This is a genomic window from Halomonas sp. GT, assembly GCF_002082565.1.
In the GTDB taxonomy this organism is placed as follows: Bacteria; Pseudomonadota; Gammaproteobacteria; order Pseudomonadales; family Halomonadaceae; genus Vreelandella.
In genome coordinates, this window is the sequence record NZ_CP020562.1 from 2,439,400 (window position 1) to 2,453,959 (window position 14,560).

15 protein-coding genes and 1 other RNA gene are annotated in these 14,560 nt (G+C 50.9%); 4 read left to right on the plus strand and 12 right to left on the minus strand.

Annotated elements, in window-relative coordinates; genetic code table 11:
• Positions 1 to 5: 5 nt before the first annotated feature.
• From B6A39_RS11420 to rsmI, 7 genes are all read right to left on the minus strand, one after another.
• Positions 6 to 1,364: a UDP-N-acetylmuramoyl-tripeptide--D-alanyl-D-alanine ligase gene (locus B6A39_RS11420; RefSeq protein WP_083005728.1), complete on the minus strand. Its 1,359-nt coding sequence runs from the start codon at positions 1,362 to 1,364 to the stop codon at positions 6 to 8.
• The gene (locus tag B6A39_RS11425) at positions 1,364 to 2,857 is read right to left on the minus strand and encodes a UDP-N-acetylmuramoyl-L-alanyl-D-glutamate--2,6-diaminopimelate ligase (protein ID WP_083005731.1); all 1,494 of its coding nucleotides are present in this window, start codon (positions 2,855 to 2,857) and stop codon (positions 1,364 to 1,366) included. The genes B6A39_RS11420 and B6A39_RS11425 overlap by 1 nt, the downstream gene beginning before the upstream one ends.
• A 14-nt stretch (positions 2,858 to 2,871) precedes the next feature.
• Positions 2,872 to 4,578 (minus strand): peptidoglycan D,D-transpeptidase FtsI family protein, encoded by a 1,707-nt coding sequence (locus B6A39_RS11430; RefSeq protein WP_083005733.1) that lies wholly within the window; start codon positions 4,576 to 4,578, stop codon positions 2,872 to 2,874.
• Positions 4,575 to 4,910 carry a cell division protein FtsL gene (gene ftsL / locus B6A39_RS11435; RefSeq protein WP_083005736.1) on the minus strand — a complete coding sequence of 112 codons (336 nt, stop codon included), beginning with the start codon at positions 4,908 to 4,910 and terminating at the stop codon, positions 4,575 to 4,577. The genes B6A39_RS11430 and ftsL overlap by 4 nt, the downstream gene beginning before the upstream one ends.
• Positions 4,911 to 4,912: 2 nt before the next feature.
• On the minus strand, positions 4,913 to 5,869 hold the full coding sequence (gene rsmH / locus B6A39_RS11440) for a 16S rRNA (cytosine(1402)-N(4))-methyltransferase RsmH (protein ID WP_083005739.1): 957 nt from the start codon (positions 5,867 to 5,869) through the stop codon (positions 4,913 to 4,915).
• A gap of 52 nt (positions 5,870 to 5,921) precedes the next feature.
• Positions 5,922 to 6,281, minus strand: an RNA gene (gene rnpB, locus B6A39_RS11445) — RNase P RNA component class A.
• Positions 6,282 to 6,313: 32 nt separating this feature from the next.
• Positions 6,314 to 7,171: a 16S rRNA (cytidine(1402)-2'-O)-methyltransferase gene (gene rsmI / locus B6A39_RS11450; RefSeq protein ID WP_083005742.1), complete on the minus strand. Its 858-nt coding sequence runs from the start codon at positions 7,169 to 7,171 to the stop codon at positions 6,314 to 6,316.
• A 113-nt stretch (positions 7,172 to 7,284) separates the two neighbouring features.
• On the opposite strand from rsmI, the gene B6A39_RS11455 reads away from it, so the two are divergent.
• From B6A39_RS11455 to B6A39_RS11470, 4 genes are all read left to right on the plus strand, one after another.
• Entirely contained in the window at positions 7,285 to 8,790 is a 1,506-nt protein-coding gene (locus B6A39_RS11455) for a penicillin-binding protein activator (protein WP_083005744.1), read from the plus strand.
• On the plus strand, positions 8,780 to 9,169 hold the full coding sequence (locus tag B6A39_RS11460) for a YraN family protein (protein ID WP_083005747.1): 390 nt from the start codon (positions 8,780 to 8,782) through the stop codon (positions 9,167 to 9,169). The genes B6A39_RS11455 and B6A39_RS11460 overlap by 11 nt, the downstream gene beginning before the upstream one ends.
• 22 nt (positions 9,170 to 9,191) lie before the next feature.
• Entirely contained in the window at positions 9,192 to 9,785 is a 594-nt protein-coding gene (locus B6A39_RS11465; RefSeq protein WP_083005749.1) for a phosphoheptose isomerase, read from the plus strand.
• Between the two features lie 109 nt (positions 9,786 to 9,894).
• Positions 9,895 to 10,467, plus strand: a complete 573-nt coding sequence (locus tag B6A39_RS11470) for a BON domain-containing protein (RefSeq protein ID WP_083005751.1) — start codon at positions 9,895 to 9,897, stop codon at positions 10,465 to 10,467.
• A gap of 129 nt (positions 10,468 to 10,596) precedes the next feature.
• Here the strand turns inward: B6A39_RS11470 and B6A39_RS11475 are convergent, their stop codons facing one another.
• The 5 genes from B6A39_RS11475 to petA all read right to left on the minus strand — a co-directional run bounded on the left by B6A39_RS11475 (position 10,597) and on the right by petA (position 14,551).
• A complete protein-coding gene (locus tag B6A39_RS11475) occupies positions 10,597 to 11,085 on the minus strand; it encodes a ClpXP protease specificity-enhancing factor (protein WP_083005753.1) in 489 nt (162 codons plus the stop codon).
• 63 nt (positions 11,086 to 11,148) lie between these two features.
• A complete protein-coding gene (gene sspA / locus B6A39_RS11480; RefSeq protein ID WP_083005755.1) occupies positions 11,149 to 11,775 on the minus strand; it encodes a stringent starvation protein SspA in 627 nt (208 codons plus the stop codon).
• A 150-nt stretch (positions 11,776 to 11,925) separates the two neighbouring features.
• Positions 11,926 to 12,693 carry a cytochrome c1 gene (locus tag B6A39_RS11485; protein ID WP_083005757.1) on the minus strand — a complete coding sequence of 256 codons (768 nt, stop codon included), beginning with the start codon at positions 12,691 to 12,693 and terminating at the stop codon, positions 11,926 to 11,928.
• Positions 12,693 to 13,952: a cytochrome b gene (locus B6A39_RS11490; protein ID WP_083005760.1), complete on the minus strand. Its 1,260-nt coding sequence runs from the start codon at positions 13,950 to 13,952 to the stop codon at positions 12,693 to 12,695. The genes B6A39_RS11485 and B6A39_RS11490 overlap by 1 nt, the downstream gene beginning before the upstream one ends.
• Positions 13,952 to 14,551 (minus strand): ubiquinol-cytochrome c reductase iron-sulfur subunit, encoded by a 600-nt coding sequence (gene petA, locus B6A39_RS11495; RefSeq protein WP_083005764.1) that lies wholly within the window; start codon positions 14,549 to 14,551, stop codon positions 13,952 to 13,954. Before petA ends, B6A39_RS11490 begins: the two co-directional genes overlap by 1 nt.
• Positions 14,552 to 14,560 lie beyond the last annotated feature (9 nt).

Genomic DNA, 14,560 nt, shown 5'->3' on the forward strand with positions numbered 1-14,560 from the left:
GGCGCTTACCTTGTTTCATCCGCACGTAGCGCAGCAATGACATTTTCCATGCCTGCACTACGCGATCCTTTCACCAAAAGCGTGGTGTCAGGCGGCAGAGTATTAATAATATGACGCACTAGCGTCTCGTGGTCGTCAAAATGCAGCCCGCGACCGAAGGCTTCACTTGCTGAACGGGCGGCATCACCAAAGGTCAGCAATGTGTCGATACCCAGTGACGCTGCGTAATGACCAATCTCAGCATGCAGGGCATGAGACTCGCTGCCCAACTCCCCCATTGCGCCAAGCGCGCACCAGCGAGGCTTAGGAAAGGTCGCTAACGCATCCAGCGCCGCTTTTACAGCACCAGGATTTGCGTTATAAGTGTCGTCTAACAGCGTCGTATTGTGCACGCCCGGCACAACGCTTAAACGACCAGATAACGAGGACAATGCGCTTAGCCCCGTTACCACTTGCTCTGGCGTAACGCCTAATGCAAGAGCCGCCGCAGCGGCTGCCAAGGCATTACTTACATTATGCTTACCAATCAAAGGTAGTTGTACGTCACCCAGCACGTGGCCACGTTCAACAAGCGTAAAAGCATACCGCCCCAAAGAGTCACAGGAAAGTGCTGACGCGTGAACGTCGGCGTCGTCATGTAAGCCGTAGCTTACAATTGTCTTGTTTCCCGCAGAGGCTGACCAAAACTCAAAGTAGCGGTCATCACGGTTTAACACCGCAATACCGCCCTCAACCAGCCCTGCTAATATTTCGCTTTTGGCTTGGGCAATTTGCCCCATACCACCAAATTCTCCAACATGCGCACCTGTCACATTGGTAATGATGGCAACATTTGGGGAGGCCAATTGGCTGGTCCAGGCAATTTCGCCCAGATGATTAGCCCCTAGCTCAATCACGCCTACCTGATGGTGCGTTGCTAAACGCAGTAACGTTAGCGGCGCACCAATGTCGTTGTTTAAGTTGCCCTCTGTAGCAAGCACACTGCCTAATGGAGAAAGTAGCGCGGCGGTCATCTCTTTCACTGTTGTTTTACCACTGTTGCCAGTGACAGCCACCAGCGGCAATTCACAGTGCTGACGCCAAGCCCGAGCCAGCAGACCAAGACCCAACCGAGTATCTGCGCAGACCAACTGAGGAAGCAAACTGCTTACCGGGCGCTCAACCAGAGCTGCTGCTGCACCTTTATCAAGCGCTTGCTCAATAAAATCATGGCCATCAAAGCGCGGCCCTCTTAAAGCAACAAACAGACACCCAGGCACAATATGGCGCGTATCGGTAATGACTGCCGTCACCGTTAACTCGCATAAAGCTTGCGGAACAGAAAGCTTTAACGCAGAGGCAATACTAGCTAACGACCAGTTCATCACATGGCAGCCCTAAGTTTGAAAGCTTTTAACACTTGCTCACTATCTTGGTAGTCATGACGCACGTTACCGATGTGCTGATAGGCCTCATGACCTTTTCCGGCCACCAAGATAACGTCCTGGGGATCTGCATGCTGGACCGCATGATAAATCGCCTGACGACGATCACCTATTTCAGTAAATGCACCCTCAGCAGAAAAGCCAGAAATAATTTGTTGGCGAATTTTCTCGGCAGATTCATTACGCGGATTATCGTCAGTAACGATCACATGATCAGCTCGTTTTTCAGCCACAGCGGCCATTTCAGCTCGCTTCCCAGCATCACGATCACCACCACAACCGAATAAACACCATAGCTTTCCAGCCTTCCCCAAATGCTCTTTCAGCGCGTCAAGAGCATTGGCTAATGCATCAGGTGTATGGGCATAATCGATAACAACACTAGGCGCATTAGCCTCACGATATAGCGCCATTCGTCCAGGCACTGGGCCTAACTTAGTTGCCGACTCAAACAACGGGTCTAATGGGTCGCCTAACCCATAAAGCACACTAATGGCTAGCAACACATTGTCTAGGTTAAACCGCCCCATTAAACCAAGATTAAGTGTTTTTTCACCTTCTGGCGTAGCCACCAGGGCCTGTTGACCATGCTCATGTGGATGCCAGCCAAGTACGCGAAGCGTCACTGCTTCATCATCGCCTACTGCTAGCACACGCACACGACTATCACTACCCGCCAACATCAGCCGCGCAAGAGGATCATTTGCATTAACGACCGCAAGCATAAGCTCGGAACGCCGGAACAACTTTGCTTTTGCAGCGGCATAAGCCGCCATACTGCCATGATAATCAAGGTGATCTCGTGTCAGATTGGTAAACACTCCCGCGACCACGTTCACTGCGTCAAGACGGCGCTGTTCAAGGGCATGTGAAGAGGCCTCAAGGGCTACTCGACTTACCCCTTGGGCAGCTAAATCAGCCAGCGTCTCTTGCATTGCCAGTGACCCAGGCGTGGTAAGGCCGGTGTCGACCAGGTGACCAAGACGGCCAACGCCTAGCGTCCCTATTACACCAGCAGGCTTGCCAAGCAATTCACTTAACGCTGCTATGTAATGAGTAACAGAGCTTTTCCCATTGGTGCCCGTCACTCCAATCACCTGAAGGTCTTTGGGAACAGAAAACAGTGTGCGACCTAGTTCACCAAGCCGCAAAGACAGATGAGGCAAATAAAGTATCTCCCCGTCCAGCGAAACACCACCTTCTTTAGTGTGCGCCAAAACAAGTGATGCACCCGCCGCCAACGCCTGATCAATAAACTCATAACCATCACGCTGACTACCTGGCACCGCCACAAACACATCGCCCGCCACTAACTTACGCGTATCAGTCACTAAGCGAATTTGTTCCGGCAATTCGGGCAGTTTCTTGGGTAAAACGGCATTAGGCCAAACCTTCTTTAACGCTACCAATAAACTCTCAGGGGACAACCTCATGTAATCTCCTTATGCTACTCGACCTCATGATCAGGCGGCACGTCCAGTAAGCGTAGGGCATTACCTGTAACGCTAGAGAACACTGGAGCAGCCACTGCTCCACCATAAAACTCGCCGGCTCGAGGATGATCAATCATAACGACAGTAACAATACGTGGGTCAGAGATAGGCGCAATCCCTGCGAAAACACTGCGGTAAGCATCGGTGGTATAACCCTGCTGCCCTATTTTACGCACGGTGCCTGTTTTTCCTCCCACACGATAACCTTCAACGCGGGCTCGGCGCCCACCGGTATAGGCGGCGACCGATGTTTCTAAAATATTCAGCAAATCATTGGCAACGGTGGGCGATATAGCAGGACTCCCCTGAGGGGGCTCCGAAAGCCTCAATAGCGAAGGCGGTAGACGAACGCCATTATTGGCTAGCGCTGTGTAAGCACTGGCCAGCTGAACCGCTGAAACTGAAAGGCCGTAGCCATAGGAGAGAGTCGCTCGCTCACTTCGAGACCAGCGAACAGGCGCTGGCAAACTGCCTGTCGCCTCTCCAGGAAAGCCTGTTCCTGGCGCTTGACCCAAGCCTAGTTGATTATATTTTTCCCAAATGGCCGTGTCGCTTAGCTGTAGCGCTAGACGGGACATGCCAACGTTTGAAGATTTCTCTAGAATTCCTGCCAAATCTAACTCGCCGTAATTACGGAAGTCTCGAATAGTGAACTGATCCAAACGCATCCAACCAGGCGACGTATCCACCACAGCGTCGCGATTTACAACGCCACTTTCCAGTATCGCAGCCATCGCAAGGGGCTTCATGACAGACCCAGGCTCAAACACATCAACCAGTGCCTGATTACGTAAGCCTCGCGGATCCAGCCCAGCTCGATTATTCGGGTTGTAAGAAGGCAAGTTAGCCATCGCTAACACCTCCCCCGTACGTGCATCAAGCATTACTAACACACCACCATCCGCTTCATGCTCAGCGACAGCTGCACGCAGCTCACGATAGGCCATATACTGAATACGCTGATCAATCGCCAGTGTTAACTCACCGCCGGGCTGTGCCTCACGAATAACACCAAGTTCACGCACTAGGCGACCACGTCGATCTTTTATGACTCGTCGTTGTCCAGGATGCCCTGCTAAATAGGGCTGAAAGGAAAGCTCTAACCCCTCTTGTCCCACATCATCTACATTTGTAACGCCCAACAACTGCGCCGCCACTTCACCAGCGGGATAATAACGCTTATATTCACGCTGCTGATAAACACCAGGCGTACGTAAATCTAATATGCGCTGGGCAGCATCTGGCGTCATTTGACGACGAAGATACATAAACTCTCGACTGCTGTACCGAGAGACGCGAGATTCAAAGTCATCGAGCGACATGCCTAAGGCTTGTGCCAGCATTACCCGCTGAATGGCATCGGTGGGTAGCTCTTGGGGGTTTGCCCAAAGGGTCACAACAGGCGTTGAGATAGCCAGCGGCTCACCATTACGATCGGTGATCATACCGCGGTGCGCCGGTATTGCTTCATGGCGAAGTGTTCGGGCATCGCCCTGGCTTTGTAAAAAAGGACGATCAATCACCTGAAGTAGCGTAATCCTGCCAACTAAAATGGCCGACGCTACCATTACAATGATGAGAATAAATAAAAAACGCCCGCCAGCTAATGGCGGCGCGATAGGCATTTGGCGGGATATCCCTCCCCGACTCTCGCGCTTCATGGTCGAATCACCTCGACGTCATTCACATCGGGAATGCGCATTTCAAGCCGTTCCGTAGCAATTTGCTCTACACGGGCAGGAGTAGACCACGCACCCTCTTCTAGAAGCAGCTGCCCCCATTCTGTTTGCAGCTGATTTTTTTCCTGCTCTAACTGTTGTAGCTGTGCATACTGCACTCGCGTCATGTGCGTGGTAGCGACCACTAGACCACCGGTAACAACACAGGCTATAAACAGCACCATAAGGATAACCGGCCAAGCGCGAAAACGTAGCTTGAAAGGCCATTCGGTGCGCAGCGTTGACAACCAACGCTCAATCCGATCCATGCTCATCATCAAACTCGTTTACGGGCGGCTCGCATGACGGCACTGCGCGCCCGGGGGTTAGCGTCTACCTCTTCATCACTTGGGCGCATTCCTTTACCCAAAGCTTCAAGACGGCGATTTAGCTGATCATCGCGAATCGGCACGCCCCGTGGCAAGTGCGTATCACCACGTACATGGTGGCGAATAAAGCGTTTTACACGACGATCTTCAAGAGAGTGAAAACTGATAACAACCAAGTGCCCACCGGGAGCCAGCGCTTCCAGCGCTCCTTCAAGCGCTGCATCCAGCTGATCGAGCTCACCGTTTAAATAAATACGCAGCCCCTGGAACGCTTTGGTAGCAGGATGACGCCCCTTTTCCCAAGCAGGGTGAGCCACTTTTAATACTTCTGCCAAATCGACGGTATGAGTAAAAGGTTTCTCTACACGTCGCGAAACAACGGCACGAGCTAATCGCTTTGCGTAACGCTCTTCACCATAGGTTTTAAACACATTAGCAATATCACTTTCGCTCGCACGGGCTAAAAACGCAGCGGCACTCTCTCCTTGAGTAGGGTCCATACGCATATCAAGAGGCCCATTACGCATAAAGCTAAAGCCACGCTCTGGATCATCTAACTGAGGAGAAGAAACGCCGATATCCAGCAATACACCTGATAGCTTTCCGTAAACCCCTTGCTCTTGTGCATATTCAACTAACCGAGCGAACTCCCGCTGGGTTATGTCGAAACGAGGATCATCGATATCTTTAGCGGCTGCTATTGCTTGAGGATCACGATCCATGGCCATTAGACGACCTTGTTCGCTTAAGCGAGAGAGAATAACTCGAGAATGCCCGCCTCGCCCAAACGTGCCGTCCAAATAAATACCATTGGGATTATGAACAAGTGTATCTACCGCCCCTTCTAATAAAACGCTGGTGTGGCGAAAATGGGAAGTAACCTGGTCAGCGTCAGGAGAAGGCATGTTAATCTCACACAATGTTAAGAAAGGTACGAATGACGCACCTTTTATGGAAATGGGGAGTCGGCCGATAAGCCGGGTTCTGTCTTGGACAGTCATTCCTCTAGGCGCTGCGTCACCACAGCGCTCAAGCAACCTACCCGGATCCAGCGCGGGCCACGCCATTGGATCCCTATTTGGTCTTGCTCCGAGTGGGGTTTACCATGCCACGCACTGTTGCCAGGCGCGCGGTGCGCTCTTACCGCACCCTTTCACCCTTACCGGCCTCGAAAGGCTTAGGCGGTCTACTCTCTGCTGCACTTTCCGTCGGCTTACGCCGCCCAGGCGTTACCTGGCACTCTGCCCTATGGAGCCCGGACTTTCCTCCCCCAACCACTTTTACAAGCATGTTAGCGGCGACTGTCTGGCCAACTCCGGCGGCAAGCATACCAGTGCCCCGCCGTCGCCTCAATGCTCACCTTTCAATGCTTGCAATCTTGCATACCATTCTTGCTTTCGGCCACCTAGCATTTTTGCAGCAACACCAGCCCCTTGCTTGACACCAACACCCTCTGCCAACATTGCCTTAAGCAGCTCATCGGCGGTAATAGATTGCTCATCGCTTTGAACAGCAGGCGGCGCCCCAGCGATCATCACAACAAACTCTCCGCGACTCTGGTTAGAATCTTGCCTAAGCTGATCAAGCAATGATGAAGGTGAGCCCTGCAAAAAGGTTTCATACGTTTTGGTCAATTCACGCGCAAGGACAACGGCTCGCTCAGGCATTTGCTCACATAGCGACTCTAGCGTGTGCTCAATACGGTGAGGCGACTCGTAAAAAACCAGCGTTTCTTCTCGGGACTGCCATTTTTCTAACGCTTGCCGCCGCGCACTCGGCTTGGAGGGCAAAAACCCACCAAATGTAAACCTATCAGTTGGCAATCCAGCCGCTGAAAGCGCACTAACCAACGCGCAAGGACCAGGAAGCGGGACGATCTGCCTCCCCCTCAATCGTAGCTCTCTTACCAGCACGAAACCTGGATCACATATAAGCGGCGTTCCCGCATCACTGATTAGGGCAATATTTTCTCCCGCCATTAAGTAACCATCCAGCGTATCAACTCGTCGCGCTTCATTATGTTCATGCAATGAAAGCATCGGCGTATTAATGCCTAAATGCGCTAACAAGCGGCCGCTGTGACGTGTATCCTCAGCAGCAATACGTGATACATCTGCTAATACCCGAGCAGCGCGTGGCGATAAGTCTTCCAAATTCCCAATTGGTGTGGCAACCACGTACAATATGCCCGGATGTTGGTGTGTCATTGTGACTCCCGATTTGTTAATGGCCTGCACTGACGGTGCGCTATGCTTGTGCAATGGTAAAATTATCTGCTCATTGAGCGGCGGCAGCGCAAATGGAAACTAAGGAAGGATACATGAAACAGTCAATACGTGGATTACTAGCCACTGCCTTCATGGCGCTTCTGATTACAGGGTGCGCTATGCAACCCCCAAGCGTCGTTGACCGCGTCCCTGACCAGGATGCAAGTCGACTGCTCAGTCAAGCAGAGCAACAAGCGCCAGAGCAAGCAGCCAAAACCAGGCTGGAAGCGGCGAACATTCTTGCTAGACAAGGGCAACGTGAAAACGCTTTTGACGCAGCCGATGCGGTTGATGAAAACATACTTTCAGAATCGGATCGGGTGCGCTGGGCTATGCTGTTCTCTGAACTTGCTCGTGGCCTAGATAACCCCCGCGCCGTTCTACGCGCAACCCAAGTGCTTGACGACGAACTCCCCATGCAAGAAAACCAACAAAAGACTCTCGCAGAACGCCAGCAGTGGGCACGTCAAGCACTAGATCAAGCAGAGCCCACCAAAGCAACCATACCTGAATTAGAGGGCGTCGACATACGCCGCATTGCAGTGGCATTACCAGAATCTGGGCCACTAAGTAGCGTGGCTAACGCTATCGCCTCCGCCATGCGCCGTCATCACGACTTGCGCGGAGATAATGTACAGCTTAATTTCATTGATGCGTCTCAATATTCATTAGATGAGATTTACCAACGTGCCGAGCAAATGAATGCTCAGATTCTGATCGGCCCAATTGACAAAGATCAAGTCACCCAACTTGAGCAGCGCAATAGTGTACCGCTACCTACGCTGGCTCTGAACTACGGCAACAGTGCAAGCAATCAAGCCCCTCAACTTCTTCAGTATGGTTTATCTGCTGAAGATGAAGCCCGCCAAGCAGCCCGCCGAGCCTTTCAGGATGGCCATCGTCAAATGTCCATCATGGTTCCTGATAATGCCTGGGGACGGCGCGTAGGCGAAGCTTTCTGGAATGAGTGGCAAGGTCAAGGCGGTGAAATCACCAATGCCGTCCGTTATGATCCGAGCAATGCCGTGGCTAACGCGGTGAGAACAGCCTTAAATGTCAGTGGCGAGCGCGCCCGCCTTGGGAACATTGATGCGCTATTCTTACTGGCGCTTCCCGAGTACGCAAGGCAAGTCCCCCCCACTATGGACTACTATTACGCCCCCAACCTGCCCGTTTATGCCACCTCTCATCTTCATGAAGGACGTCTACAGGCACGCTTAGACCAAGACCTAAATGATGTGATGTTTATCGATATTCCCTGGCAAATACCTGATGCAGCGGTTGGTGGCGAAGAAGCACTGCCCTTTTATTCGACCTATGAAGAGCTTCGAAACGAATCAGACGCTTCAATGTTCCGCCTGATGGCAATGGGTGTGGATGCCTACGAACTTGGCATTCGCTTATCAGACCTATCAGCTCTTGACGGCATGAATGGAAGCACTGGCACTCTTCGCCTATCGGGTGATGGCAGGGTTTCTCGAGAATTACCATGGGCCAAATTCCAAAATGGCGTACCGTCGCCCATTTTGATTCCCGGCCTGCTGAACGATGACCAATAATCATCAGAGTTCCAATACACCACAAACAGCACGGATACGGGGAGCAGCCATTGAGCAATTAGCCGCTAAATGGCTGCAGCAGCATGGTCTAACGCTTGTCACTAGCAATCATCACGTCAAAGGCGGCGAGCTAGATCTTGTAATGAAAGACCAGGATACCCTGGTCTTTATTGAGGTTAAGCATCGCACCACTACCCGTTACGGCCACCCTTTAGAAACCGTCACTGCACAGAAGCGACATCGCCTGATACGAGCGGCCAAGCTCTATATCGCTAGACATGCTGTTTCAAGTCCGTGTCGCTTTGATATTCTAGCAATCACAGGCACGCCTCCCACGCTTGAATTTCAGTGGGAAAAAGCGGCTTTTGATGCTTACTGATACTTTCAACTAGGAAGCCCTAATGGACTTTCAATCACGCATACTTAATCACTTTAACGCCAGCATAGACACGAAAACATATGCCAGCGAGGTGCTGCCGCCATTTATCGAAGTCGCCAGCCAAATGATGGTTCAGTGCCTAGTTAATGAAGGTAAGGTTCTTGCCTGTGGCAATGGCGGCAGCGCAGGCGATAGCCAACACTTTTCTTCAGAGCTACTAAATCGCTTTGAACGTGAACGCCCCAGCCTACCCGCCCTAGCACTGACAACCGACACCTCAACGCTAACCTCAATAGCAAATGACTACAGTTATAATGAGGTATTTTCCAAGCAGATCAGGGCACTAGGTCAGCCTGGAGATGTTTTATTAGCCATTTCCACTAGTGGTAACTCAGCTAACATCGTTCAAGCTATTCAGGCGGCCCATGATCGCGACATGACGGTAGTCGCCCTCACCGGCAGAGATGGCGGGAATATGGCGTCACTACTTGGCCAGGATGATTGCGAGATTCGTGTCCCAGCGACATCAACAGCGCGCATCCAAGAAGTTCATCTACTCGTCATTCACTGTTTATGTGATTTAATTGACGAACAGCTCTTTGGCGGCGCCGACTAAACAGATAGCACTAAGGCAGTTTAAACTGAGAGCTGATTAAACTATACAGACTTACTCAAACAGGTAGATTAATAGCTACTTACTTAACATTTTGAAAGGAGTCATCGCTATGGCCCTGCGCTATTCTTCACACAAATTGATTGCCGTTGCGGCACTTAGCATTATGTTACTCGCCGGATGTGCTAATAACGCGGCATCTAATCCTTCTAATTATGGTCAGCGCAGTAGTGATGTCGAAGCGATTGACACAACTATTGAGCGTGAAGCACCACGCGCACTGGAGCGCTCAGACGCTCGACTGAGAGATGCACGCATAAGGGCGCATAGCTATAACGGCTCATTACTGCTGGTAGGACAGGTACCCAGCGAAGAACTACGCAACAAAGCTGGAGAAGTCGCTGGTTCTCTACGGGGTGTTAACCAAGTACACAACGAGCTCAATATTGCTGCCAATTTACCCGCAAGCCAACGCCTAAATGACACTTGGCTAACCACCAATGTCATGAGCCAACTTGCCGCCAATGACCGTATCGACTCATCAAAACTGAAAATCACTACAGAAAACGCGAATGTGTATCTAATGGGCATGGTGACTCGAGAAGAAGGTGACCGAATTGCTAATGCTGTATCATCCGTTGGCGGCATCCAGCGAATCGTTAAAGTCTTTGACTACATCGATTAATTAATACGCAGCCATAAAAAAAACCTCGTCTCGGTGAAAAGCCGAAGACGAGGTTTTTTATTTACCAACTGTTTTACCAAGAAAAACCGTCGTTAAAAAGTGGAATTAACAACTTGGCTAAAACACACGCTACTTAACTACGCGTAGCGTCGGTTTCTTCTTAGTCTTTTTAGACGCCTGATCAGACATCTCCCCCCCTTTCTCAGGAACAGGCTCTGTTACCGTCAACTCGGGCTTAGACGATTCATCAAAAGAACCTGAAAAATCATCATCTAATTCTGCATCATCAAACTCAGCAACACCCAGCTCCGGCTCATGCCCGAACACCATTCCTGCACCATTTTCACGAGCGTAGATCGCAATAAGCGCAGGCGTTGGGATCATTACTTGCATAGGCTGGCCACCGAAACGAGCATTAAACCCCATGGCCTGATTTTCCATAAACAAGTCACGCACAGCGGTCGGTGCGACATTCAACACAATTTGCCCATTTTGAACAAACTGACGCGGCACTTCTACGCCAGGCTGGGTAGCATCAACCACCACATAAGGTGTTAGCTCATTATCTAACAACCACTCATAGAGAGCTCGGGCGAGATAGGGACGGCTCGATTTCATAAGACTCCCTCCTCCTGACAAATATGCCTCTTCTCCCGATTAAGGAAAAGAGGCAGCATGAATTCAAGCGCGCATCTCTTTTTCACGCTCGTTTAAAGATGCCTTAAACGCTTCACGTTCGAATACCCGCGACATATAGCTTAGTAGTGGCTTTACCTGCTTCTCAGGCAATTCAATATTCAGCTCGGGCAAACGCCACAAAATCGGCGCTAAGCAGCAGTCTACAAGCGTAAACTCTTCACTCATAAAATAAGGCATGTCTTCAAAGATAGGCGAAATCCCAATGAGGCTTTCGCGCAACTCTTTACGCGCCTTCTCTGCATCTTTTTTACCACCGGTGCGTATTTGCTCAAGCATCGGGCACCACTCACGCTCAATACGATGCATCCACAAACGGCTTTGCGCCCGCGCCACCGGATATACAGGCAACAGAGGAGGATGAGGGAAACGCTCATCCAGGTATTCCATCATGACCTTAGACTCATAAAGCACCAGGTCACGATCCAGCAGCGTAGGCACGCTGTTGTAAGGGTTGAGGTCTGCTAACTCTTCAGGTGGTCGCTCGTCATTAACATCAACGATATCAACCGCCACCCCCTTTTCAGCCAGAACAATGCGCACACGATGACTAAAATGATCATCATTACCAGAGTAAAAGATCATCGACGACCGCTTGGCCACAACACCCATGAAAGCATCCTCGCATCAAAACAATCTTTGATAATAACACGCCAGCGCTAGCTTATGGGAAGGTAACCCGCTTTGCATTACGACTGACTAGATAAACAAAAGGCGCACGGCTTACGCCGTGCGCCCGACATGCCTGTCATCACTTAATTATTAATGGATGTCTCGCCAGTACTCACGCTTGAGCAAGTAAGCAATCACACCAAAAATGAAAATGAAGATCAGCACTTTAGGTCCCAGCGCCTGAGCCTGAAGCTTAGAGGGTTCGCCTACATAAGCCAGGAAGTTAGTAAGATCATACATCGCTTCCTCAAACTCAGCAGGCTCCATAGAACCTGGCTGAGTCACTTGCAGCACATCACAAGACTGATACTTACCCGATAACGGATCGGGTGATTGACCCGCTACCGGCTGATCCGTTTCTGAGCACACCAGCTCTTGTACGCCCTGCAGAGGCTCCAATACGTTGGGCATCGCAACCAAGTCAAATACCGTATTGTTAACACCGGTAGGACGACTCGGATCCTTGTAGAAGCCCAGCAGATAAGAGTAGATCCAATCCGTTCCACGCACGCGCGTTTTTAATGACAGGTCCGGAGGCGGAGCACCAAACCAAGACTCTGCATCACCACTATTCATCGCAATGTGCATCTGATCATTAAATGCCAAATCAGAGGAGAAAATCAGATTCTCTTCAACTAAATCTTGAGGCATTCCCAAATCATCAGCCGCACGAGCAAAGCGCTGATACTGGAGCGAGTGACAGCCCATGCAGTAGTTAACATAGAGCTTCATGCCATTTTGCAGCGAGGCTTGATCGTGCAGATCAGGATCCATCGAATGAGGTACGCTTGCAGCCGGTGCTGCCATCGCTGTTACTGGCACTAACGCGAAAAGGAGTCCAAATAGATACTTTTTCATTAGCCAGTCACCCTTTCCGGAACGGGTTTAGTCTTCTCCAGCTTGGTGTAGAACGGCATCAAGACGAAGAAGGCGAAATAAATGACGGTGCATACTTGTGCCAGAATGGTTCGCCCCTCGGTTGATGGCAATACACCCAAAACACCGAGAATAACGAAGCTGATCGCAAATAGCAGCAGCATAACTTTCGACATCCAGCCTTTATAACGCATAGAGCGCACCGGACTACGATCCAGCCAGGGTAGAACAAACAAGATCGCGATCGCGGCCCCCATGAATATAACGCCCAGGAACTTAGCGTCTAAGCCAAACACCGAGAAAGTGATCGCGCGGAGAATGGCGTAGAAAGGCGTCATATACCAAACGGGTGCAATATGATCAGGCGTCTGCAGCGGGTTTGCTGGGTCAAAATTTGGCCTTTCAATAAAGTAGCCGCCACCCTCTGGGAAGTAGAACACCACCACACAGAAAACAAACAGGAAGACCGCAACACCCACCAAGTCTTTTACCGTGTAGTAAGGATGGAAAGGAATTCCGTCCAGCGGAACACCGGCCTCATCTTTCTTCTGCTTAATATCAATGCCATCTGGGTTGTTAGAACCCACTTCGTGTAGCGCAATGATGTGCAACACAACAAGCGCTAAAATGACGATTGGCAGAGCAACCACATGCAGTGCAAAGAAACGGTTGAGGGTAATACCTGAAATCAGGAAGTCACCACGCACCCACTGCGCCAGGTCAGGACCAATACCAGGAATCGCTGAAAACAGCGAAATAATAACCTGGGCGCCCCAGTAAGACATCTGGCCCCATGGCAACAGGTAGCCCATAAAGGCTTCCGCCATTAGCACCAGATAAATAGTCATACCAAATACCCACACTAGCTCGCGAGGCGCCTTGTAGGAGCCATACAAAAGACCACGAAACATGTGCAGATAGACGACAAGAAAGAAGGCAGAGGCGCCAGTGGTGTGCATATAGCGAATCAGCCACCCCCACTCCACATCACGCATGATGTATTCGACAGAATCGAATGCACCTTCAGCAGAGGGGTTAAAGCTCATGGTTAACCAAACGCCAGTCAAGATTTGGTTAACCAACGCCAGAAGCGCTAACGAGCCAAAGAAATACCAAAAGTTGAAGTTTTTCGGCGCGTAGTATTTGGAAAGATGCTCTTGCCACATTTGAGTTGCTGGGAAGCGATCATCTACCCACCGCATGATGCCTTTTTCCGCCTTGGCTTTATTCGGATTACCCATTAGGCAGTCTCCTCATCTTCGCCGACGACAATGATGTCATCATTTTCAAAGCGGTAGGGTGGAACCTCAAGGTTGGTCGGCGCAGGTACGTTACTGAACACGCGACCGGCTAAGTCAAAGCGAGAGCCGTGACATGGGCAGAAGAAACCGCCCGGCCAGTTGTCCACCCCCACGCCTTCGGCATTGGGCTCAGGCCGAAACAGCGGCGAACAACCCAAATGTGTACAGATACCAATCAGCACGCCTATTTCTGGCTTGATAGAGCGCAAACCACCTTGGATATAGGTTGGCTGCTGCGGCACTTCCGAATTAGGATCCGCTAAGGTATCAGCACCCAACGCTTCAGTTCGCTCAATCATTTCAGGCGTACGATTAATAATCCAAATCGGCCGACCACGCCACTCAACGGTCATACGCTGCCCAGGTTCTAGCTTCGATATATCAGCTTGAACAGGCGCACCTGCCGCTCTTGCCTTGGCACTAGGCTGCCAAGAAGCCACAAAGGGGACCGCAACCCCGACAGCGCCCACCGCCCCCACAACGGAGGTGGCGCCTACGAGGAAACGGCGCCGACCTTTGTTTACGCCGTTATCTGCCATTTCTGGTTT